Below are 16069 nucleotides of genomic sequence, written 5' to 3' on the forward strand. Positions count from 1 at the left end.
TCCTTAAATACCGGTTGTTGTCTGTTGTTGCCTTAGCGGCGATTTAAAGAAAGTTACCTGGGCTATCAGGGTTCGTTTTAATAACGCCAAAGCCGGAGTATCGCCGCCAAACATATTGGTGATATTTAGTTGTATACAACCCCAGACAAACTTTGGATAATCGGCAAGCCCGCCACGTCGATTGTAAATGGCATCGCAGATCCGCATACCAGACTTGTATTTTTTAAGGTAACTATGAAGATAGATAGCGTTGCAGGCACTTTGCCGCTGCAACCGGCTTTTCTTGTCTGACAGCGACTGACCAGTTAAGCGATATGCCAGCAAAGGCTCGGCAAGGTTTGCAAATTTAACCTGTGAACTTAATGCAAGCCAAAGGGCAAGATCTTCAGCACCTTCAAAGGCATTATCGTACTGCCAGCCAGGGGGCATTTGTTGTAGATTGAACATAATTGAAGGGTGTGCCAATGGGTTACCAAAGAAAAAAGCGGCGCGAATATTACTATCATCAGTCTGGATATTTCTATGACCCTGGGTATCTCCATCCTGGTTAATGTAAGAGTAACCGGTTCCCAGAACTGCCACGTTTGGGTTCTTCGAAAAAAACTCAACTTGTCTGGCTAACCGCTCAGGTTCGCAAACATCATCTGCATCCATGCGGGCAACAAACTCTCCGTTACACCGTGCAATGGCAAAATTTAGGGTAGCGATCAAGCCATGATTTTCGCGGTTGAATACTGTTACCCGACTATCTTTGCTGGCAAAGTCCGATAGAATCCTGGCACTGCTATCCGTTGAGCCGTCATTAATTATCAGCAATTCAAAATCTCGATAGGATTGCTGTAAAACGCTATTAACCGCTTCAGATAAAAACTTCCCACCATTAAATACCGGCATCACGACGCTTATTTTCGGTGATTTTTCAAAAGCAGATCCCACGTCAGCCATTCCTCATCACCTTTGTCTTGGTGTTTTCGGTTTTTATTACCGCATCCTTGCCAGCACTTGGGTTTTCCTTAAAGTCACTGCCCTGATAACTATCGTTCCGGGATTTAATCAGGCCAAGCCCGATAAGTTGCTCCGCACCACTAAAGGATAGAGAAATCGCATCATCAAACAATACCTGAGGATTTTGCATTTGCTGATAACGGTTATATTCACTGGAATTATCATAGTGCTGACGCCTGGTTTCTTCCTGTTGCACTTTTACCTCAAATCCCGGCGCAAATTTGTAATGCAGTAAAGCCGCGGTTTCATTTTGCTGGTAACACAGATTTAAACGTCGTGGACTTAAGGTATGCATTGAAGAAAGGTAAGCATAGCTGGATTGCCATTTCACTAAGGGGATTTTCTGTAATGCAGGAGCCTGGTTGGGTTGTTCAGAATAAAAAAGGCGTTGGCGAACCCCTCCTCTTATCATCTGAGATAAATACTTGTTATTGAAGCGATATTGATAGCCAGACTTATCAAAGTAGGGAGTCGTTACCTTAAGGTCGTTTTCTGGGGGATATTTTTTTCCTTCAAAATTATTGTCGGATTGACGAGGGTACATATCCAACATCATGGCGTAAAGCGCCTTTTGTGGCTCAGTCTCCAATCGCTTACAGAGACTTTCAAGAGGGCTGATTTGTTTTTCAAATGAATCATCTCCTCCCCTTTGTTCGCCGATAATCAGGTGTTCATCTAAATCGCAAGTCAGGCACCAGTGTTCGCAGCCGTAGTGCTGCAACAAGCCGTTAACCCAATGCATACCAAAATTTGCCTGCTTGTAACTGGCTTTTGTATGAAAAACACTAACATCGTTATCCATAGTCACCAACGCCGTTCCCTGATCGCTGGAGTTATTGTCAATAAAAATAAAATGATTAACACCCAGGCTTCGATAGTGTTTTAGAAACGAGGGTAATAAGTGTGCTTCGTTGAATAATGTTGCAAACAGGAGAATATCGTTTTTCTCGATTGCATCAAGATTGTCCTGAACCAGGTCTAATTGCTGATAGTGCTCTGAGGCGGCTTTTCGAGCTCGTATTTGCTCTACCAACACAACCGGAGCATACAACCAGCTTTTTAACTGTGTAAGCATTGGGTTATCAATCCTCAGCGCAATAACATGATGTTTTTCAGGGTGATTGTTTTACATTGCCATCAATTGGCGAGTTACTGATTAATTCGCCTGTTGAATTATTGTCTGACAGTGTTTGATGAAACGGCGAGTTATGCTGATGCACCGATATTGCATCCAGCAATTGCGCGGTATCATTAATGGCAAATTGCGGTACCTTTTTGTTTTTCCAGCGGCTTTCCTCTTGTTCAGCCATCAATAAATTCAGATCTGAGACATCACATTGCGCCATGTCGAACACCTCCAGCATTTGCACCTGCCGAGCGCTACTAAGCATCTTTAACAGTTCATCCTGAGGACTAAACCGGTAAAAGAACACCACCCCCAGAGGGTGCTTCAGACACAGCTGCTGGATGAATTCCATTCGATCATAGTCTCGCAAACGTGTGTCCCCGATCTGGTAACCCAAAAGAGGTGCTTCGGTGCCATAATCAATGCTGTCGGGGGCGAACACATTGCCGTACACCCCGGATCCGGGAAAATTAGCTTTTATCTCACCGGCCAACGTTTGCGCACACCGCGGGTTTCCCGCATGCCAGATAATGATTGAACAAGGAACCGGCAAATCGTCAAGATTCTCGCTAAACAAGCGACTGCGTTTATACCACCTGAGATTATCCGGTAAGTTCGACTTATTGATTATTTTTACCTCCGCAGGAAGTTTCGTATCATTTAAGTATACACGGCTCAATAGTGAGACAAATTTACTGTCATTGGTTTGGATTTTACGGCTAAAAAATTTATTTTCTGGTAGCGAATTCAACGTATTAATATCACTGAAAGAAAATATCTTGGGGATCCCTTTGCAATTGAACTGGTAGTTCATTAATGGCGGTTTGATATGCGATTTATCATCGATAAGATAGGCAACCAGGGTCTGAAAGAAAAATTCATCCGGTATCCAGGTATGATTTAAAAACTCGACCAATTGCGGTTTCTGTTCACACAGCTTAAGAATTTTCTCGATCATTCCCCAACTTAACGTCCACCATTGAGATCCCATATGAACCGGAAAGTTTATCGGGAATCGCCGCTTTACCCCGAACAATGACAGTACTTTTATCGACAACGAGAATAACTTCGGATGTTTGCGCCAGTTAACATAGTGTGGCAGTTGCCAACGTTGCTGTTGAATGCCTTCAGTGATCCAGCGGTGATGTTCGACATTAACGGCTTCTATGTACTGAGTTTCTGGCGATTTCTCGAGGAACACCTTTAATGCTTGACTGGGTTTTACCGGGAAACAACTTCCGCTTAATAAGGTCAGATAATCTGGATACTTTTCACTTTTCGCCAAAGCTTTTAAGCAATTTAGGGTGGCGATAACGATGGATGATTCGCCCCACTCCACCTCGACGCGATCGGCAATGATAATTTCAGGAAAGTGGCGAGTGATAAGCTCTATATCGTGACAGTGCTCGGTGGCCTTATCATAATGTAACACGATGATATCGCCGTTCGCCGTCAGACATTCGAGCAAAGGTTTTATTTGCGCGAACGGTTCATGAGCGAGTATTGCGTAGGCCAGGCGCATTAAATTAACTCCTGGTTAACTAACAACCCCAACTGCTGCAACTGTTGCCAGCCTTGATACTTCACTGACATTTGTGGTTCATAATGCATCGAGCTTTTCAGGAAATCCTGGTACTTATGGTATTCAAGAGAATCACCGTAGTGCTCCTGACGCTCTATTTCTTCGACGATTTTTTCTTCAAAATCGGCAATGAATTTAAAGTGCAACAAGGCTCCGGTAACCCCCTGCTGATAACCTTTATTGAGTTTTCGTGGGATTGCCATATGCATTGAAGAAACATACGCGTAATACCATCGCCATTTAATCAAAGGTGTCTTATTGAGCGCTGGCGCCTGCACCGGGTTTTCTTTAAACAGGGTACGTAAGCGCACACCGCCCTGAACCCATAACGAGGTGTAGGCCTTATTTTCATGGTAAAAATAACCGCAGCGATCAAAATATGGGTGACTGCTCAACGGATCGGTACCGGGTTTGTAAATACATTCTTTGAGAGCGCCTTTGCCATACATATCAATCATATTGGTATAGAGACTTGGGCGATGCGTTTGATCAAGGTACTGACACAATTGCCGCAGGCTTAAGTCTTCGATTTTGGGGTATACCAGGAATTCATCGGGATCGCAGGTCATGCACCAATGGTCAGAGCCGTACCTGCGCAACAGATAATTTAACCAATGCATGCCAAAGTTTGAGTCTTTATAGGAGTGGCGAGTGAAAAAAACACTGACATCGGATTGATCTTTAATCCAATAACGAAAACCATCATCTGAGTCGTTATCAACAAAGATAAAATGATTGATACCCAGGTTCCGGTAGTATTCGAGGAAATATTCCATCCGGTGCGCTTCATTGCGAAGTGTGCAAAACAGCAAAATATCCTGGCTTTTTATGTTTCCGGTATTATCCTGAACCAGCTCCAGTTGTCTCGAAAACCGACTGGCGATCACTGAGTAATAAAGCAGTTGGCTACCATGTTTTACCATACGCCAGGGGCGCAATAACTGATTCAGCAAAGGATGCATGGACTCTCCTGTTAACCGAGTGCGGATTTATTAAAGCTGTTTAAATAATCCTTTACCTGGTCAAAATTGATGACCTTGTCCTCGATACTGCCCTTGTTTTGTTTTCGTAGCGTTGTCTGTTGTTGTTGCATGGACTGCTTCGAGCCGACAAACCGGGCAATATCCTCGACACTCTGATCATCCAAAACGTCCTGATAATCAATCAATTTATAAGGTTGATTGGTTTCATCTAAGCGCTGTTTGACGGCACTAAAATAGCGCTGTGTTTTGGCAACATATTGCTCAAACTCATCAATATCAAAATGTACCTGGGTAACTTTAGGCGCCTTTTCATCACGCTTTACCCATTGTCCCGACTCCCTGGCAAGCTCCAGAGAAATAAACGAATCTACCAAGTTTCTTTGCAGCAAGACTTTTCGCACCCTCGGATTGTTGAGTAAAACCCGCCGCACATCTTTGTTATGACCATCGAACAAGCGAAATCCAGGAATTTTTCCTTCTTTCTTTGCCTGTTCCTGCACTTTCTGAATCAGCAAGAATGGGTCCTGCTGTCGCTTTTTTCTTGAATCTGGATCATTGCGCCCATAACCGGCATACGAGAACTTATTAATATGTGGTCGGTCAACACCGACAAATGATGGGTTGTATAACTCGCCTAAACACAACAAATCATCAAAATAATTGAGTTTTTCCTGCAATAAGTTCGACCCCGAACGCATCGCACCGAAAATCACAAAAAGCTCAATTTCATCACATTGAACAATTTGGGGTTTGAATAGATTTGAAAACATTATTGTTCCACCATTGTCTGTGCTGTGAGCTGAGATAATTGCTGACGAATAAAATGACCATTTGGATTTAACTGTAACGCCAGAGTCAGAAGCTGGATTTTTTGATCGCGGCAATCAACCGGCAGACTCAATGCGATATCACGCAACTGAGCGCTTTGTTTACGTTTCCATTGCTGATCTTCATCAGGTTCGACAAAGCTAAAATCGGCAAATAAATCCGCGTAGACATGGTTAACTTCACTTAATGTCAAATCACGGCCATTACCAATATCAGGATACTGGGAAAAGTCATCGTTGAATAAATGTTCGGAGTCGGTAAGGTTGTAATCCTGATTCAAGCGCCTATTAGCCGCCTTGAACTGCTGGTAAAAATCTTGCGCCTGTTGACGGTCAGGGAGTAACTTATCGTCGCTTCCCTGTCGTCTATCAAAGTCGCGAATCGCTCTGATTAATCGATGCCGCTCAATCGAACCATCTTTAAATTCTGGGTGACTTTGATGTAAAAATAACTGGCTTATGCGTCCTAATGATTCATTGGCTTTTTCCGGGAACTGGTAATAATCGGGTTCTAAGCCTAAGACATGGCAAAAGTCTTTAACGACGTCACATTCGACAAGATGCTGCGGCTCAAATACCCTTATGATCATATTGTCTTTGGCGAAAACTTTTGCCCACATGGAAATCTTTGCTTCGAAATCCAGGTACCTTCTTGCAACCTCTGATAGTTCGCTTGGCAAGGCGGTTGGTTCATGACCATAAGCAACCGAACAATCAAACCATTTGGTGCCTTCCTGTTTCTGCGAAATTGCCAGACTGTCCTGTCGACGCAGATAAAAGATCACTTTCACTTTATGGGCGTGTTTATATAACACATCGCGTAGCTCCATCAGCTTTTCGATGCTATCGACCCAGGAAAAGTTTTCTCTTGAAATGACGGCGATGGGTTGTCGAACTCTGGACAGGCTTTCAAAAGCTTTAGGAAACAGACCATAGTCAGTTAAATCGGCGGTGGGCTTAAGTACCCCTTTTAATCCAGGTACGGCAATGCCATCATCGTGAAGGGCATCCTGATTGATACGGAGGAAACGTTGAATCGACGTGGATCCCGTTTTATGGGATCCCGCATGAATGTATAAGGTATTTATCATCGAGCTGCTATACCAAAACTTTTGTTCAGGCCGTAATACCCGATCGGCACACCATATTAATCAGCTTAGCAAAAATCCGCTTGTTCGCTTAACTGAACCCGCTACGCCAGTTCCCTAACCGTAGCAATTAAAATTTTTCCTATACCAAACAACATGATAAGTACCACCGCAGAGAGTGATAAATTATAAAGTTTATTGGGATAACTGTTATCTTCCGGCAATGTTGGACTTTCAACAACGACCATATATTGCAATTGCCGATACGCTTCTATCCGTGATCTTTCTAGAGACACCAGCGAAGAAGTATAGGCCTGCATGGCCAAATCAACTTTGATCTGAAACGCTGAATATCGTGCCAATACCTCCCCGAAGGAAATATCCTGTTGCCCTTTTTGCGAGATTAATCGTTGCTTCTCTGTCATTAATTGTTTTTCTAAAGCGCTGATTTCTCGCTGCAACGAGCGAATTTTCGGAGAAGAGTCCTGCATATATTCCTGCAGTGCTAACAGTTGTGTTTTCTTGTCTGATAACACTTCTTCCAACTTGAAAGAGATCTGCTGTACCGCCTGGGCTTCCTGCTGTGGGTCGAATAACCGATATTTTTGCTGAAACCTGAGTAAATCGGTTTTTGCCTTGCGCAATCTATCTTCAATTAGTCGATGCTCCGCTTCAATAAAAGTCAGCCGTTTCCGGGCAAGGGACTGACCAATGCTATTAATGTAATCCTCTGATTTAGCGATAATTTTCTGGTTGAGATGTTGTGCATAAGCGCCGCTATATGCCTGGGTTTTTATACTGACTACCGATGAAGTTTCATCCACGTCAACAACGATGTGGCCTTGATAGTAAGCAAGAAACTCATCATTACTGGCACTTGAGGAAAGTCTGGAAATTGCATCTCGTTTATCTGAGGTGTAATGCTCAAATAGAGATAATTCACTTTGTAAATGGTTTAACATGTCACGGGAGAGAATAAATGCGCTGATAAGTTGGGTATCTGAAGCTGCGCTTCCCGGACGATTACCCAACAAAGGCGAAGATCCCTCTTCGCCACTTTGCACATTCGGTTTTCTGATAATTACCTGAGCATGGCTCTCGAATCTTGGACTAGCCCAGGCTAGAAAATAAACGGCGATCAAAATCCAGGGTAAAACAACAAATACTGTAATTGGCTGTTTTAGAAAATAATTCAGTCGTTGATATAAGGTCATCGGTTCCCTGGAAACCGGCTCTTCAAGAGAACTCTCAAATTCATCACTCGCGGTCAATGCATCTGAGGATAAAATCAATATCGGCGAGCCCGCTTCCAACAGACCTTCTCGGTATTCTTTCAACTTGGACTTTATGAGCCAACCACTGGGACGAATATTATGAGCTCGTTGCATGATCCGATAAGCAAGTTCAAGGTCGCTTTCTTCAAGCTCCAGGGCTTTCTCGCGCAGAAAATCCGCATCTTGCCACTCCTCTTCAGAGCAACTTGCTTCCAGCTCATTGAATCGCTCTTCTAATTTGTCAATATCTTCTTGGCTCATTAGTAATTCGCCTCATAAATATCAATGGCTTGTTCAAGATCATTATAGAAACTGAGTTTGCCTTGATGGATCAATATTGCACTATCACAAAATAGTCTGACGTCTTCTAACTCGTGACTTACCATGATGACGTTGGACGTTTTGCTCTTGTGTAATAACGCCTCTTTGGTTTTTCGCCGAAATTTTGGATCGCCAACCGATATGGCTTCATCTATCAGGTAAATATCAAAATCAATGGCGATACAACAGGCAAAAGCCAGGCGCGAGCGCATCCCTGAAGAGTAAGTTCTGACCGGTAGATCATACTTTTGCCTAAGCTCAGCAAATCGCTTCACTTTTTCTTCGTAACGCTGTAAATCCTCAACGCCATTAACCCGACCAATAAACCTTGTGTTCTCACGTCCTGTCATCTTCGGATGCACGCCAGTTGCTAAAGCTACGGGCCAGGAAATATTATAAGAGGTTCTGATCAGCCCCTGGTTTGGGTACTCGCTTCCCGCCAACAGGCGAAATAACGTAGATTTACCGGCACCATTTTTGCCCAGTAATGCAATGTTATGACCCCCAGGTATGGTAAAGCTGAGATTATTAAACACATACTGACGCCCCAGCTTCGATGGGTAATATTTACTGACGTTGGCTAATTCAATCATCGGCTTACCACCTGTCGCCAACTGAGTTGATAGAAAATAAGTGCGGAAAACACCAATATCAGGGTCGTTAAGTTTACGTAGGTTAGGGAAACCCCTTCTGCCTGATAACCTGTGTATGCCGCCTGGCGGGATAATTCAATACAGTGCAATAATGGGTTCCAGTTTAAGAAAGGCCAATATTGTTCTGATATATCTTTGAGGCTGAAGAACACCCCGGAAATAAAAAACATCGGTCTCGTTATCAGGTTGCGAATTTTGTCGACTTCAACGATGAACTCTTTCGCCAGCGCCATGATTAATCCGAGACTGGTGGCGATCATCCAGACATTGAATAACATCAGCAATACCGTTAATGGGTCGTCGAGGCGCATTTCTATCCCTAAGAAATATACCGCCAGCCAAAGCACAAATATCACTGCCGCTTTTACGAGGATTTCAAATAGGGCATTGGCAACAACGGCACTTAGGGGCTGTACCTGACGAAAAGAAAATAAGGCTTTATTTCGATGTATCGAATTTGCCGTTGATGATAACGTCGACAGGAATAACTGAATCATTAACATGCCATACATCATGAACATAAATGTGGGCATAGTATGGGTCAATCCACCATCCATCCGACCACGAATGAATGACAGAATAAAGATAAAAGACACAGGCTGAATAACCGCCCAGCTAATCCCCACTTTATCATCAAATTTGCTGCGAATTTCGCGGATAAAAATGGCGAATACAACATCTAACCAGATTTGGTAGGTGCTGCGTGTTTTAACCTCAGCCATCGTTGCGCTCCGCAATGAGAGGGGTTGATGGCGTTACAGGCTCGGCAGCTTTACTTAGTGAGGTCTGCATTTTCGACGAAAGCCTGACATTATCTCCATCTTTAAGGGTCAAGGTATTAAATTCTTCCAGCGAATAGGTTTGCTCGACGGTACCGGATGACGATTGGGTGGTTAGTTTTACCTGCACAATGTACTTTGGAACGTTAAGCAGGGACAGCAACTCGCCGCCTGTATAGGGCTGGCGAAGCAATTCATAGGTTAATGGTAATTTGCCCGGCAATATTGCGGTAACTTTTATTTTTGATTGCGGCACAAAAATCACATCAAAATCTTTTAATGGTATATCTGGCAAAGTTCCGGTTTTAAGGAAGGGATATAAATCAATACTGGCGATGACTTTACCCGAACGCTGTATCTGGATGTTTCTGAAGCTACCCTGACGAATATCGATACCCCTGGCGCGGCTCAGGTAATACAAGAGTCCATCGCCACTGGAGCCTAAATATTGACCTGGCGCATTAACGTAGCCGCTCACCAACAAGGGTATTGGTGCTACGGATTGCAGGTTTGCATAGATTTCGACACCACGATGGTAAACTTTACTCAGCTTTGTTTTCAGGTAACCGCTCAGATCCGCCACGGAAACACCTGCCACCTTCACCGGCCCTAATTGCTCAATAAAAATTTGTCCCTGGGAATCGACTTTATGTTGTTGCTGATACTCGAATGCTCCCCATATCCAAATACTGATTACATCACCTCTGCGAAGAATATACTGCTCCTGAATGGCGGAGTTTGATTCAATCTCATTTTGACGATGAAATAAGGTATATCCGAAAGGTAAAACTAACTCGGTATCAGATAATTTCGGACTGTTGATGAAAGTGCGTTGCCGATAGTTTCTGAATTCATCCTCTGTTGCCAATTCTGTAACCACCGCAGGCGATGATGACGCACCATTCCAAACTGTCGAACCCTGCACCGTAAATGGCATAGTAAAAGACAAAATAAATAGGGAGTTAACAATAAACAGCCTGAGATTACCCAGCCTGCAAAGGACTCTACCTTTGAGCAAGTAAATGAAGTGGTGACCGCTGATTTGGTATTTTTGGTAGCTCGCCAACATTAACCTATTAGAAATTATGATTTTTATATCAAGTTAACTTTCTATTTTAGTTCATCTAGAGCGTGTTGATCTTTCGAAGTCAATTTTGCAGCGAATTGTTTGCGATATTTAAAATACTTCTATGTACCTCACACTTCGGGTTGAAGTGAAAATGGTTCCAGACAAAATTTTTTGAGCAAGGTTTTATTTACCGTGCTGTTGATTTCAATAACTTTACAATAAATGGCTTCTATTGAACAAAGTTCCGCTAGCAACGGTCAATACGCTCTGTGATAATTCGAGTTAAATTTCCTCATGATATTGAGGTTTGTCCTGTTGCGGGTCGCGTAAAAACTGTTTTAACACCAGGGTATCTGTCAGGGCCCAGTGATAAGCCGCAAAAATAGCGATAAACAGAGCAAACATAATACTTTGAGGTATTTGCAGAAATTCTCCAGCGATACCTATCATCGACATGAAGACTGCTGCTGCGGTAATGATAGCTAACGTTTTACGGGGGCTATTACCCAGTCGCATCAATATATGATGGATATGGTCACGGTCCGGTTTTAGTGGTGACAACCCCTGTCTTAAGCGTCGAATGACAATGGAAAGCATATCCATCAGTGGTAACGCGGTTAACCACAGCGCAGTGGCCGGACTAAATGCCTTATCATCTCCTTGAGTACCACATGCCAGCAACCACACGACACTCAAACCAATAAACATACTCCCCGAGTCGCCCATAAAAATTTTCGACTGCATGTGTCGACCGAGTTTTAAATTGAATAGTAAAAAAGGCAGCAGCGCGGTTGCCATGATCAACGCTACACTCAGATAGTTACTCTGATCAGATAGCAAAAACAGAATGGCGATGGCAGTAAAGGTGTTGATACTGAGTGCACCAATCAAACCATCAATACCATCAATCATGTTAAAAGCATTGATAGCAACAATGATTACGAAGTAGGTAAATGGAATGCCGAGCCAGCCAATATCGATATCGCCGAGATAAAATAGATCGCCCAGGTTGCTAATATAAGCACCGACACCGTAAATCATCAGGCTGGCAATAATGACCTGCCCCACCAAGCGAATTCTGACACTCAAGTCATATTTATCATCGAGCACACCAATAAACACCGTCATCGCCGATGCTATCAGGTACAGACGAAGCTCTTGAGTATTGGGTAACCAAATCACGGCCGCGAAGAGTACCGCAGTGAAGACCGACAAACCACCGATAAGAGGAATGTTACCCTGATGAAGTTTACGGGCGCTGGGTCTGTCAACCAAGCCGATATCCTGTGCAACAGGATTCAGCACCTTGATTGCAGCGAATGCAATGATAAATGATGTCAGGACCTGAAAACTAACGGTCAACCACTCAGGCATAAATGTCGCTCAAACTTCTTTAACCTGATGACTGCGTCCTGATCACTCACCGGGTATTAACGATGGATTCAAAATGGACAGAAACTAGCTCCAAGCAAGCTCCATCTATCGCTAACATCTGAACAAATTTTTTGCATAACTCGCTTCAGTATATTCAACAAACCACAAATTAGAAAAAAATTGCCTGACTTTTTTCTAAGCAAAGCGGCAATCAGATTAGCAACCTATCGATCAACTCTCGAATAAACATAGTGTTATCAACATTACGCAGACTTTTCTTTATACACAAAACAACCAGACGAATTTAAGCCGCAGGATTATTGACGCAATTACACTGCCTCAATGCCAGTAAGGCTCTATACTTGGGGCTGAATTTACGGTGAATAATTGTCCAAGTAAACTGCATAAAAACAGAACATCTTGCATTTAGCAGGGGCGATAGGTATAAACGAATGGCAAAAAAATAAACTCATAGCAATTCCATTAAATTTTTGCGCAACTCAGAGTTAGGGCAGAGGTTCAGTTACAACATAGATTTCATTGATATAGCCATTCTATATTAATGAAATATAGGGCCGGAAATGGGCTTCTGATAAACTCCCTACGGGTGAGTTTTAAAGGCGTTATACTGCGTTATTGATTTTGACAATGGAGAGACCATTCTCCGCCATCAAAGCCTTGCCTAAAAGCCTTTAAATTCTCACTGAGTGGGAAAACACTTAGTGGAATTGGTATTCAGCAATTTAAGGAAGTTTTGATGTCTAATGTAAAAACGGATACCTTATTAGGTCATCCGAAAGGCTTGTTCCTTCTGTTTGGTACAGAGATGTGGGAACGTATGAGCTACTATGGGATGCGTGGTATTTTTGTTCTATACCTCGTAGCCTTTGCCAGCAGTTTTGGCTGGGATATGGCGTATTTTGGTATCGATCCAAATGCGGACAATGCGGAAAAGTTATTCAATACCGCAATCCAGTCTAAAGCTCTTGGAATCCTCGGTATATACGCCTTCTTCGTATACGTAACGCCGGTTATCGGTGGTTGGATGGCCGATAATGTTTGGGGTCAGCGTAAATCTATCATTGTCGGTGGTATCAGTATGATGCTTGGCCAATTTGCGCTAGGTACACCGCACGCAATGATCGAAGGTATGGAAGTTACCTTTCTCTGGATTGGCCTTACTTTCCTGATCATCGGTAATGGTTTTTTCAAGCCAAATATTTCCACCATGGTTGGCGACCTATATGATGAAGGCGACAAGCGCCGTGATGCGGCATTCACCATTTTCTATATGGGCATCAACTTAGGGTCTATCCTTGGTTATCTGGTAGTAGGTACCATTGGTGAAAAAATCAATTACCAATATGGTTTCCTAACCGCTGGTGTTGGTATGTTGCTTGGTGTTTTGTTACAACTTGCCCTGTCTAACAAATATCTTGGTAACGTTGGTGTCGAGCCATCTGCAAAACAAAATAAAGGTTCAACTGAAGCTTCGAAAAAGCCACTTACACCTGAAGAGCGTGACCGCGTGAAAGTTGTTCTGATCATGAGCTTCTTTACCATCATTTTCTGGTTGGGTTTTGAGCAAGCTGCGGGCTCGATGAACCTGTTTGCTAAATACAAAACTGACCTTGTGTTCTTTGGTTGGGAAATGCCAGCTTCCTGGTTGCAAACCGTTAACCCAATTTTCGTAATCATACTTGCCCCTATCTTCGCCGCTACCTGGCTTAAGATGGGAGATGCGGAACCAAATTCGCCAAGAAAATTCGCCCTGGGGATGTTCTTCCTGGGACTCGGCTTCATCTCAATGGTGATGGCTGCTTTACAAATTGGTGGCTCTGACACCGCAAAAGCCCATGTGATCTGGCTGGTGCTGGCTTACCTTTTCCACACTATGGGTGAACTTTGTTTATCACCAATTGGATTATCTATGGTGACAAAACTAGCACCACTTAAATACACATCACTATTGATGGGTATGTGGTTCTTCTTCTCAGGTGTGGGTAACTACCTTGCTGCCTGGGTTGGCCAGATGGTTGGTGAAACAGGTCCACTACAAGCATTCGCCGGGGTAGCTATCATGGCATTCGTCGCGGGTATTATCTTGTGGTTTATCAGTGATAAGTTGGTTGATTGGATGCATGGTGCGGAAGACTCACAACCGCAATCTTTCACTGAAAAAGTGGAAGAAGAGTTGAAAATTGCAGACGATAGAGAATAGTCGTTCAGTTTACTGATGATAAAAGGCAGCTACGGCTGCCTTTTTTATTGAGTTCCATTGATCCTTAAAGCCATCACTGTTAACTCTATTCACTAAGCCCCCGTCTCGCCTTCTGATAAGGCGTTACCCAAACGTTAGCTTTCAACACGTCAAATTACATACCCCTTTCCAAGAGGGCTGATGCTCGCTGTAACGGTGGAAGAAAAACAAGCACAGTAACTTAGGGACAGGTAGCGTAGTGAATAGTATGAGGTAGGGTATTAAAAGCGTTCAGAGAAGAAAAATAAAAGGGCCGATATAGCCCCTTGCAATCATTATTTGCTGTTAGAAAATTAAATGCATTATCAATAACGCCATCAAGCCAGCAATGACATCATCAAGCATAATACCAAAGCCACCACGGACTTTCCTATCAATAAGCCTGATAGGCCAGGGTTTTACGATGTCGAAAAAACGAAACAGAATGAAGCCGACAAGCAATGTCATCCAATTGACACTAATACCTAGCATGCAGATAAAAAAACCAACGATCTCATCCCAGACGATAGCGCCATGGTCATGAACACCGGCATCTTTTGCAGCTTTATCGCAAATATAAATACCCGCTAGTGCCATAATTATCGTCAAACCGATTAAATAGCTCAGCGGTAACTGTGCGCAAAGTAAAAACAAAGGCACTGCGACCGCTGTACCAAAGGTACCCGGGGCTTTTGGGGCAAGGCCAGAGCCAAAGCCCACCGCCAGGAGATGAATGGGATTGGAGAGTTTAAACAGGCGATGTGCCGGCAAAGGTTGGGTGGACATAATTAACTGAAATGCTCGAAGCCAGACTCTGAAAATGACAAAGGATCTTTGCCGCGAGTAATATTAATTTCCTGAGAGGTGTTCATTTGGCCAATACAGGAAATCTTAATATTGGCATGCTTAAGCTCAGTTTCTAAGGCCACTCTGTTAGTATCAGATACCGTAAAGATCAGTTGATAGTCATCACCAGCCGTCAACGCCAAGCGAGCAGCACCCTCATCGCCAAGACGGTCGACTAAGACCGGAGCAATAGGAATATCCTTAACATCCAGGTTAACGCCAAGGCCTGACGCTTTGCATAGGTGGGTTAAATCCGCCAATACACCATCGGAGATATCAATCGCCGCAGAAGCATACTCTCGTATGATTTGTCCGGCTAACACTTGCGGCTTGGGATAGTTAAGCGCATCCATCGCATGTTGAAACTCCCGAGGCGACAACGAGACCTGCTCTCGAATGGCTTGTAAGGCTAATCCGGCCTCACCCACTTCCCCGGTAACATACACCCAATCGCCATTCGCAGCGCTGCTGCGGCATAATGCTTTACCTTTAGGAACGGTTCCCTGCGCTGTTATGGTAATACTCAGAGGTCCACTGGTGGTATCACCACCAATCAACTGCACATTAAAATATTCGGTTAACTCAAACATACCCGCCGTAAATTCAGCCAACCATTCGGTATCAACCTTAGGCAAGGTAACCGCGACACTGATCCAGCAGGGTTCAGCACCCATGGCGGCTAGATCGCTAAGATTTACCGCAACCGCTTTATGGCCAATAGCTCGCGCCGGGGTATCGTCTGGGAAATGCACACCACTGACCAGAGTATCGGTCGTGATGGCAATATATTTGTTGTCGTTAGCCTGGATCAGCGCACAGTCGTCACCGATCCCCATGGCTACATCTTTACGATTCACAGGCTGAGCCGTAAAGAATTCCTTAATTACTTCAAACTCTTTCATG

14 protein-coding genes are annotated in these 16069 nt (G+C 43.7%); 1 reads left to right on the forward strand and 13 read right to left on the reverse strand.

The window, feature by feature from the left end:
- Window positions 1–3 precede the first annotated feature (3 nt).
- The 11 genes from FNC98_RS10830 to wecA all read right to left on the reverse strand — a co-directional run bounded on the left by FNC98_RS10830 (window position 4) and on the right by wecA (window position 12081).
- Window positions 4–945 (reverse strand): glycosyltransferase family 2 protein, encoded by a 942-nt coding sequence (locus FNC98_RS10830; RefSeq protein WP_143581253.1) that lies wholly within the window; start codon window positions 943–945, stop codon window positions 4–6.
- Complete coding sequence (locus FNC98_RS10835; RefSeq protein ID WP_143581254.1) at window positions 938–2080, reverse strand: glycosyltransferase family 2 protein; 1143 nt, start codon at window positions 2078–2080, stop codon at window positions 938–940. The genes FNC98_RS10830 and FNC98_RS10835 overlap by 8 nt, the downstream gene beginning before the upstream one ends.
- A 37-nt stretch (window positions 2081–2117) precedes the next feature.
- The gene (locus FNC98_RS10840) at window positions 2118–3653 is read right to left on the reverse strand and encodes a beta-1,6-N-acetylglucosaminyltransferase (protein WP_143581255.1); all 1536 of its coding nucleotides are present in this window, start codon (window positions 3651–3653) and stop codon (window positions 2118–2120) included.
- Window positions 3653–4675, reverse strand: coding sequence for a glycosyltransferase family 2 protein (locus tag FNC98_RS10845; RefSeq protein ID WP_143581256.1), 1023 nt, complete (start codon window positions 4673–4675; stop codon window positions 3653–3655). The genes FNC98_RS10840 and FNC98_RS10845 overlap by 1 nt, the downstream gene beginning before the upstream one ends.
- Before the next feature lie 11 nt (window positions 4676–4686).
- Window positions 4687–5466, reverse strand: coding sequence for a hypothetical protein (locus FNC98_RS10850; RefSeq protein WP_143581257.1), 780 nt, complete (start codon window positions 5464–5466; stop codon window positions 4687–4689).
- Window positions 5466–6614, reverse strand: coding sequence for a hypothetical protein (locus tag FNC98_RS10855; RefSeq protein WP_143581258.1), 1149 nt, complete (start codon window positions 6612–6614; stop codon window positions 5466–5468). Before FNC98_RS10855 ends, FNC98_RS10850 begins: the two co-directional genes overlap by 1 nt.
- 101 nt (window positions 6615–6715) lie before the next feature.
- A complete protein-coding gene (locus FNC98_RS10860) occupies window positions 6716–8146 on the reverse strand; it encodes a hypothetical protein (protein WP_143581259.1) in 1431 nt (476 codons plus the stop codon).
- Entirely contained in the window at window positions 8146–8799 is a 654-nt protein-coding gene (locus tag FNC98_RS10865) for an ABC transporter ATP-binding protein (protein ID WP_143581260.1), read from the reverse strand. The genes FNC98_RS10860 and FNC98_RS10865 overlap by 1 nt, the downstream gene beginning before the upstream one ends.
- Window positions 8796–9581: an ABC transporter permease gene (locus FNC98_RS10870; protein WP_143581261.1), complete on the reverse strand. Its 786-nt coding sequence runs from the start codon at window positions 9579–9581 to the stop codon at window positions 8796–8798. Before FNC98_RS10870 ends, FNC98_RS10865 begins: the two co-directional genes overlap by 4 nt.
- The gene (locus FNC98_RS10875; protein WP_185967942.1) at window positions 9574–10575 is read right to left on the reverse strand and encodes a polysaccharide biosynthesis/export family protein; all 1002 of its coding nucleotides are present in this window, start codon (window positions 10573–10575) and stop codon (window positions 9574–9576) included. The genes FNC98_RS10870 and FNC98_RS10875 overlap by 8 nt, the downstream gene beginning before the upstream one ends.
- Window positions 10576–10989: 414 nt before the next feature.
- A complete protein-coding gene (gene wecA / locus FNC98_RS10880; protein ID WP_143581263.1) occupies window positions 10990–12081 on the reverse strand; it encodes a UDP-N-acetylglucosamine--undecaprenyl-phosphate N-acetylglucosaminephosphotransferase in 1092 nt (363 codons plus the stop codon).
- A gap of 757 nt (window positions 12082–12838) precedes the next feature.
- Here wecA and FNC98_RS10885 point away from each other — a divergent pair.
- Complete coding sequence (locus FNC98_RS10885; protein ID WP_143581264.1) at window positions 12839–14302, forward strand: peptide MFS transporter; 1464 nt, start codon at window positions 12839–12841, stop codon at window positions 14300–14302.
- A 324-nt stretch (window positions 14303–14626) separates the two neighbouring features.
- Here FNC98_RS10885 and FNC98_RS10890 read toward each other — a convergent pair whose 3' ends face one another.
- Both FNC98_RS10890 and thiL read right to left on the reverse strand, forming a co-directional pair.
- Entirely contained in the window at window positions 14627–15106 is a 480-nt protein-coding gene (locus FNC98_RS10890) for a phosphatidylglycerophosphatase A (protein ID WP_143581265.1), read from the reverse strand.
- A gap of 2 nt (window positions 15107–15108) precedes the next feature.
- Window positions 15109–16068: a thiamine-phosphate kinase gene (gene thiL / locus FNC98_RS10895; RefSeq protein WP_143581266.1), complete on the reverse strand. Its 960-nt coding sequence runs from the start codon at window positions 16066–16068 to the stop codon at window positions 15109–15111.
- Window position 16069: the final 1 nt, after the last annotated feature.

The organism is Thalassotalea sp. PS06 (assembly GCF_007197775.1).
Taxonomy (GTDB): Bacteria; Pseudomonadota; Gammaproteobacteria; order Enterobacterales; family Alteromonadaceae; genus Thalassotalea_A.

Bases quoted from the DNA above. Each gene is read 5' to 3' on its own strand.
- FNC98_RS10830 (WP_143581253.1), bottom strand. From the start codon at position 945: ATGGCTGACGTGGGATCTGCTTTTGAAAAATCACCGAAAATAAGCGTC.
- FNC98_RS10835 (WP_143581254.1), bottom strand. From the start codon at position 2,080: ATGCTTACACAGTTAAAAAGCTGGTTGTATGCTCCGGTTGTGTTGGTA.
- FNC98_RS10840 (WP_143581255.1), bottom strand. From the start codon at position 3,653: ATGCGCCTGGCCTACGCAATACTCGCTCATGAACCGTTCGCGCAAATA.
- FNC98_RS10845 (WP_143581256.1), bottom strand. From the start codon at position 4,675: ATGCATCCTTTGCTGAATCAGTTATTGCGCCCCTGGCGTATGGTAAAA.
- FNC98_RS10850 (WP_143581257.1), bottom strand. From the start codon at position 5,466: ATGTTTTCAAATCTATTCAAACCCCAAATTGTTCAATGTGATGAAATT.
- FNC98_RS10855 (WP_143581258.1), bottom strand. From the start codon at position 6,614: ATGATAAATACCTTATACATTCATGCGGGATCCCATAAAACGGGATCC.
- FNC98_RS10860 (WP_143581259.1), bottom strand. From the start codon at position 8,146: ATGAGCCAAGAAGATATTGACAAATTAGAAGAGCGATTCAATGAGCTG.
- FNC98_RS10865 (WP_143581260.1), bottom strand. From the start codon at position 8,799: ATGATTGAATTAGCCAACGTCAGTAAATATTACCCATCGAAGCTGGGG.
- FNC98_RS10870 (WP_143581261.1), bottom strand. From the start codon at position 9,581: ATGGCTGAGGTTAAAACACGCAGCACCTACCAAATCTGGTTAGATGTT.
- FNC98_RS10875 (WP_185967942.1), bottom strand. From the start codon at position 10,575: ATGCCATTTACGGTGCAGGGTTCGACAGTTTGGAATGGTGCGTCATCA.
- wecA (WP_143581263.1), bottom strand. From the start codon at position 12,081: ATGCCTGAGTGGTTGACCGTTAGTTTTCAGGTCCTGACATCATTTATC.
- FNC98_RS10885 (WP_143581264.1), top strand. From the start codon at position 12,839: ATGTCTAATGTAAAAACGGATACCTTATTAGGTCATCCGAAAGGCTTG.
- FNC98_RS10890 (WP_143581265.1), bottom strand. From the start codon at position 15,106: ATGTCCACCCAACCTTTGCCGGCACATCGCCTGTTTAAACTCTCCAAT.
- thiL (WP_143581266.1), bottom strand. From the start codon at position 16,068: ATGAAAGAGTTTGAAGTAATTAAGGAATTCTTTACGGCTCAGCCTGTG.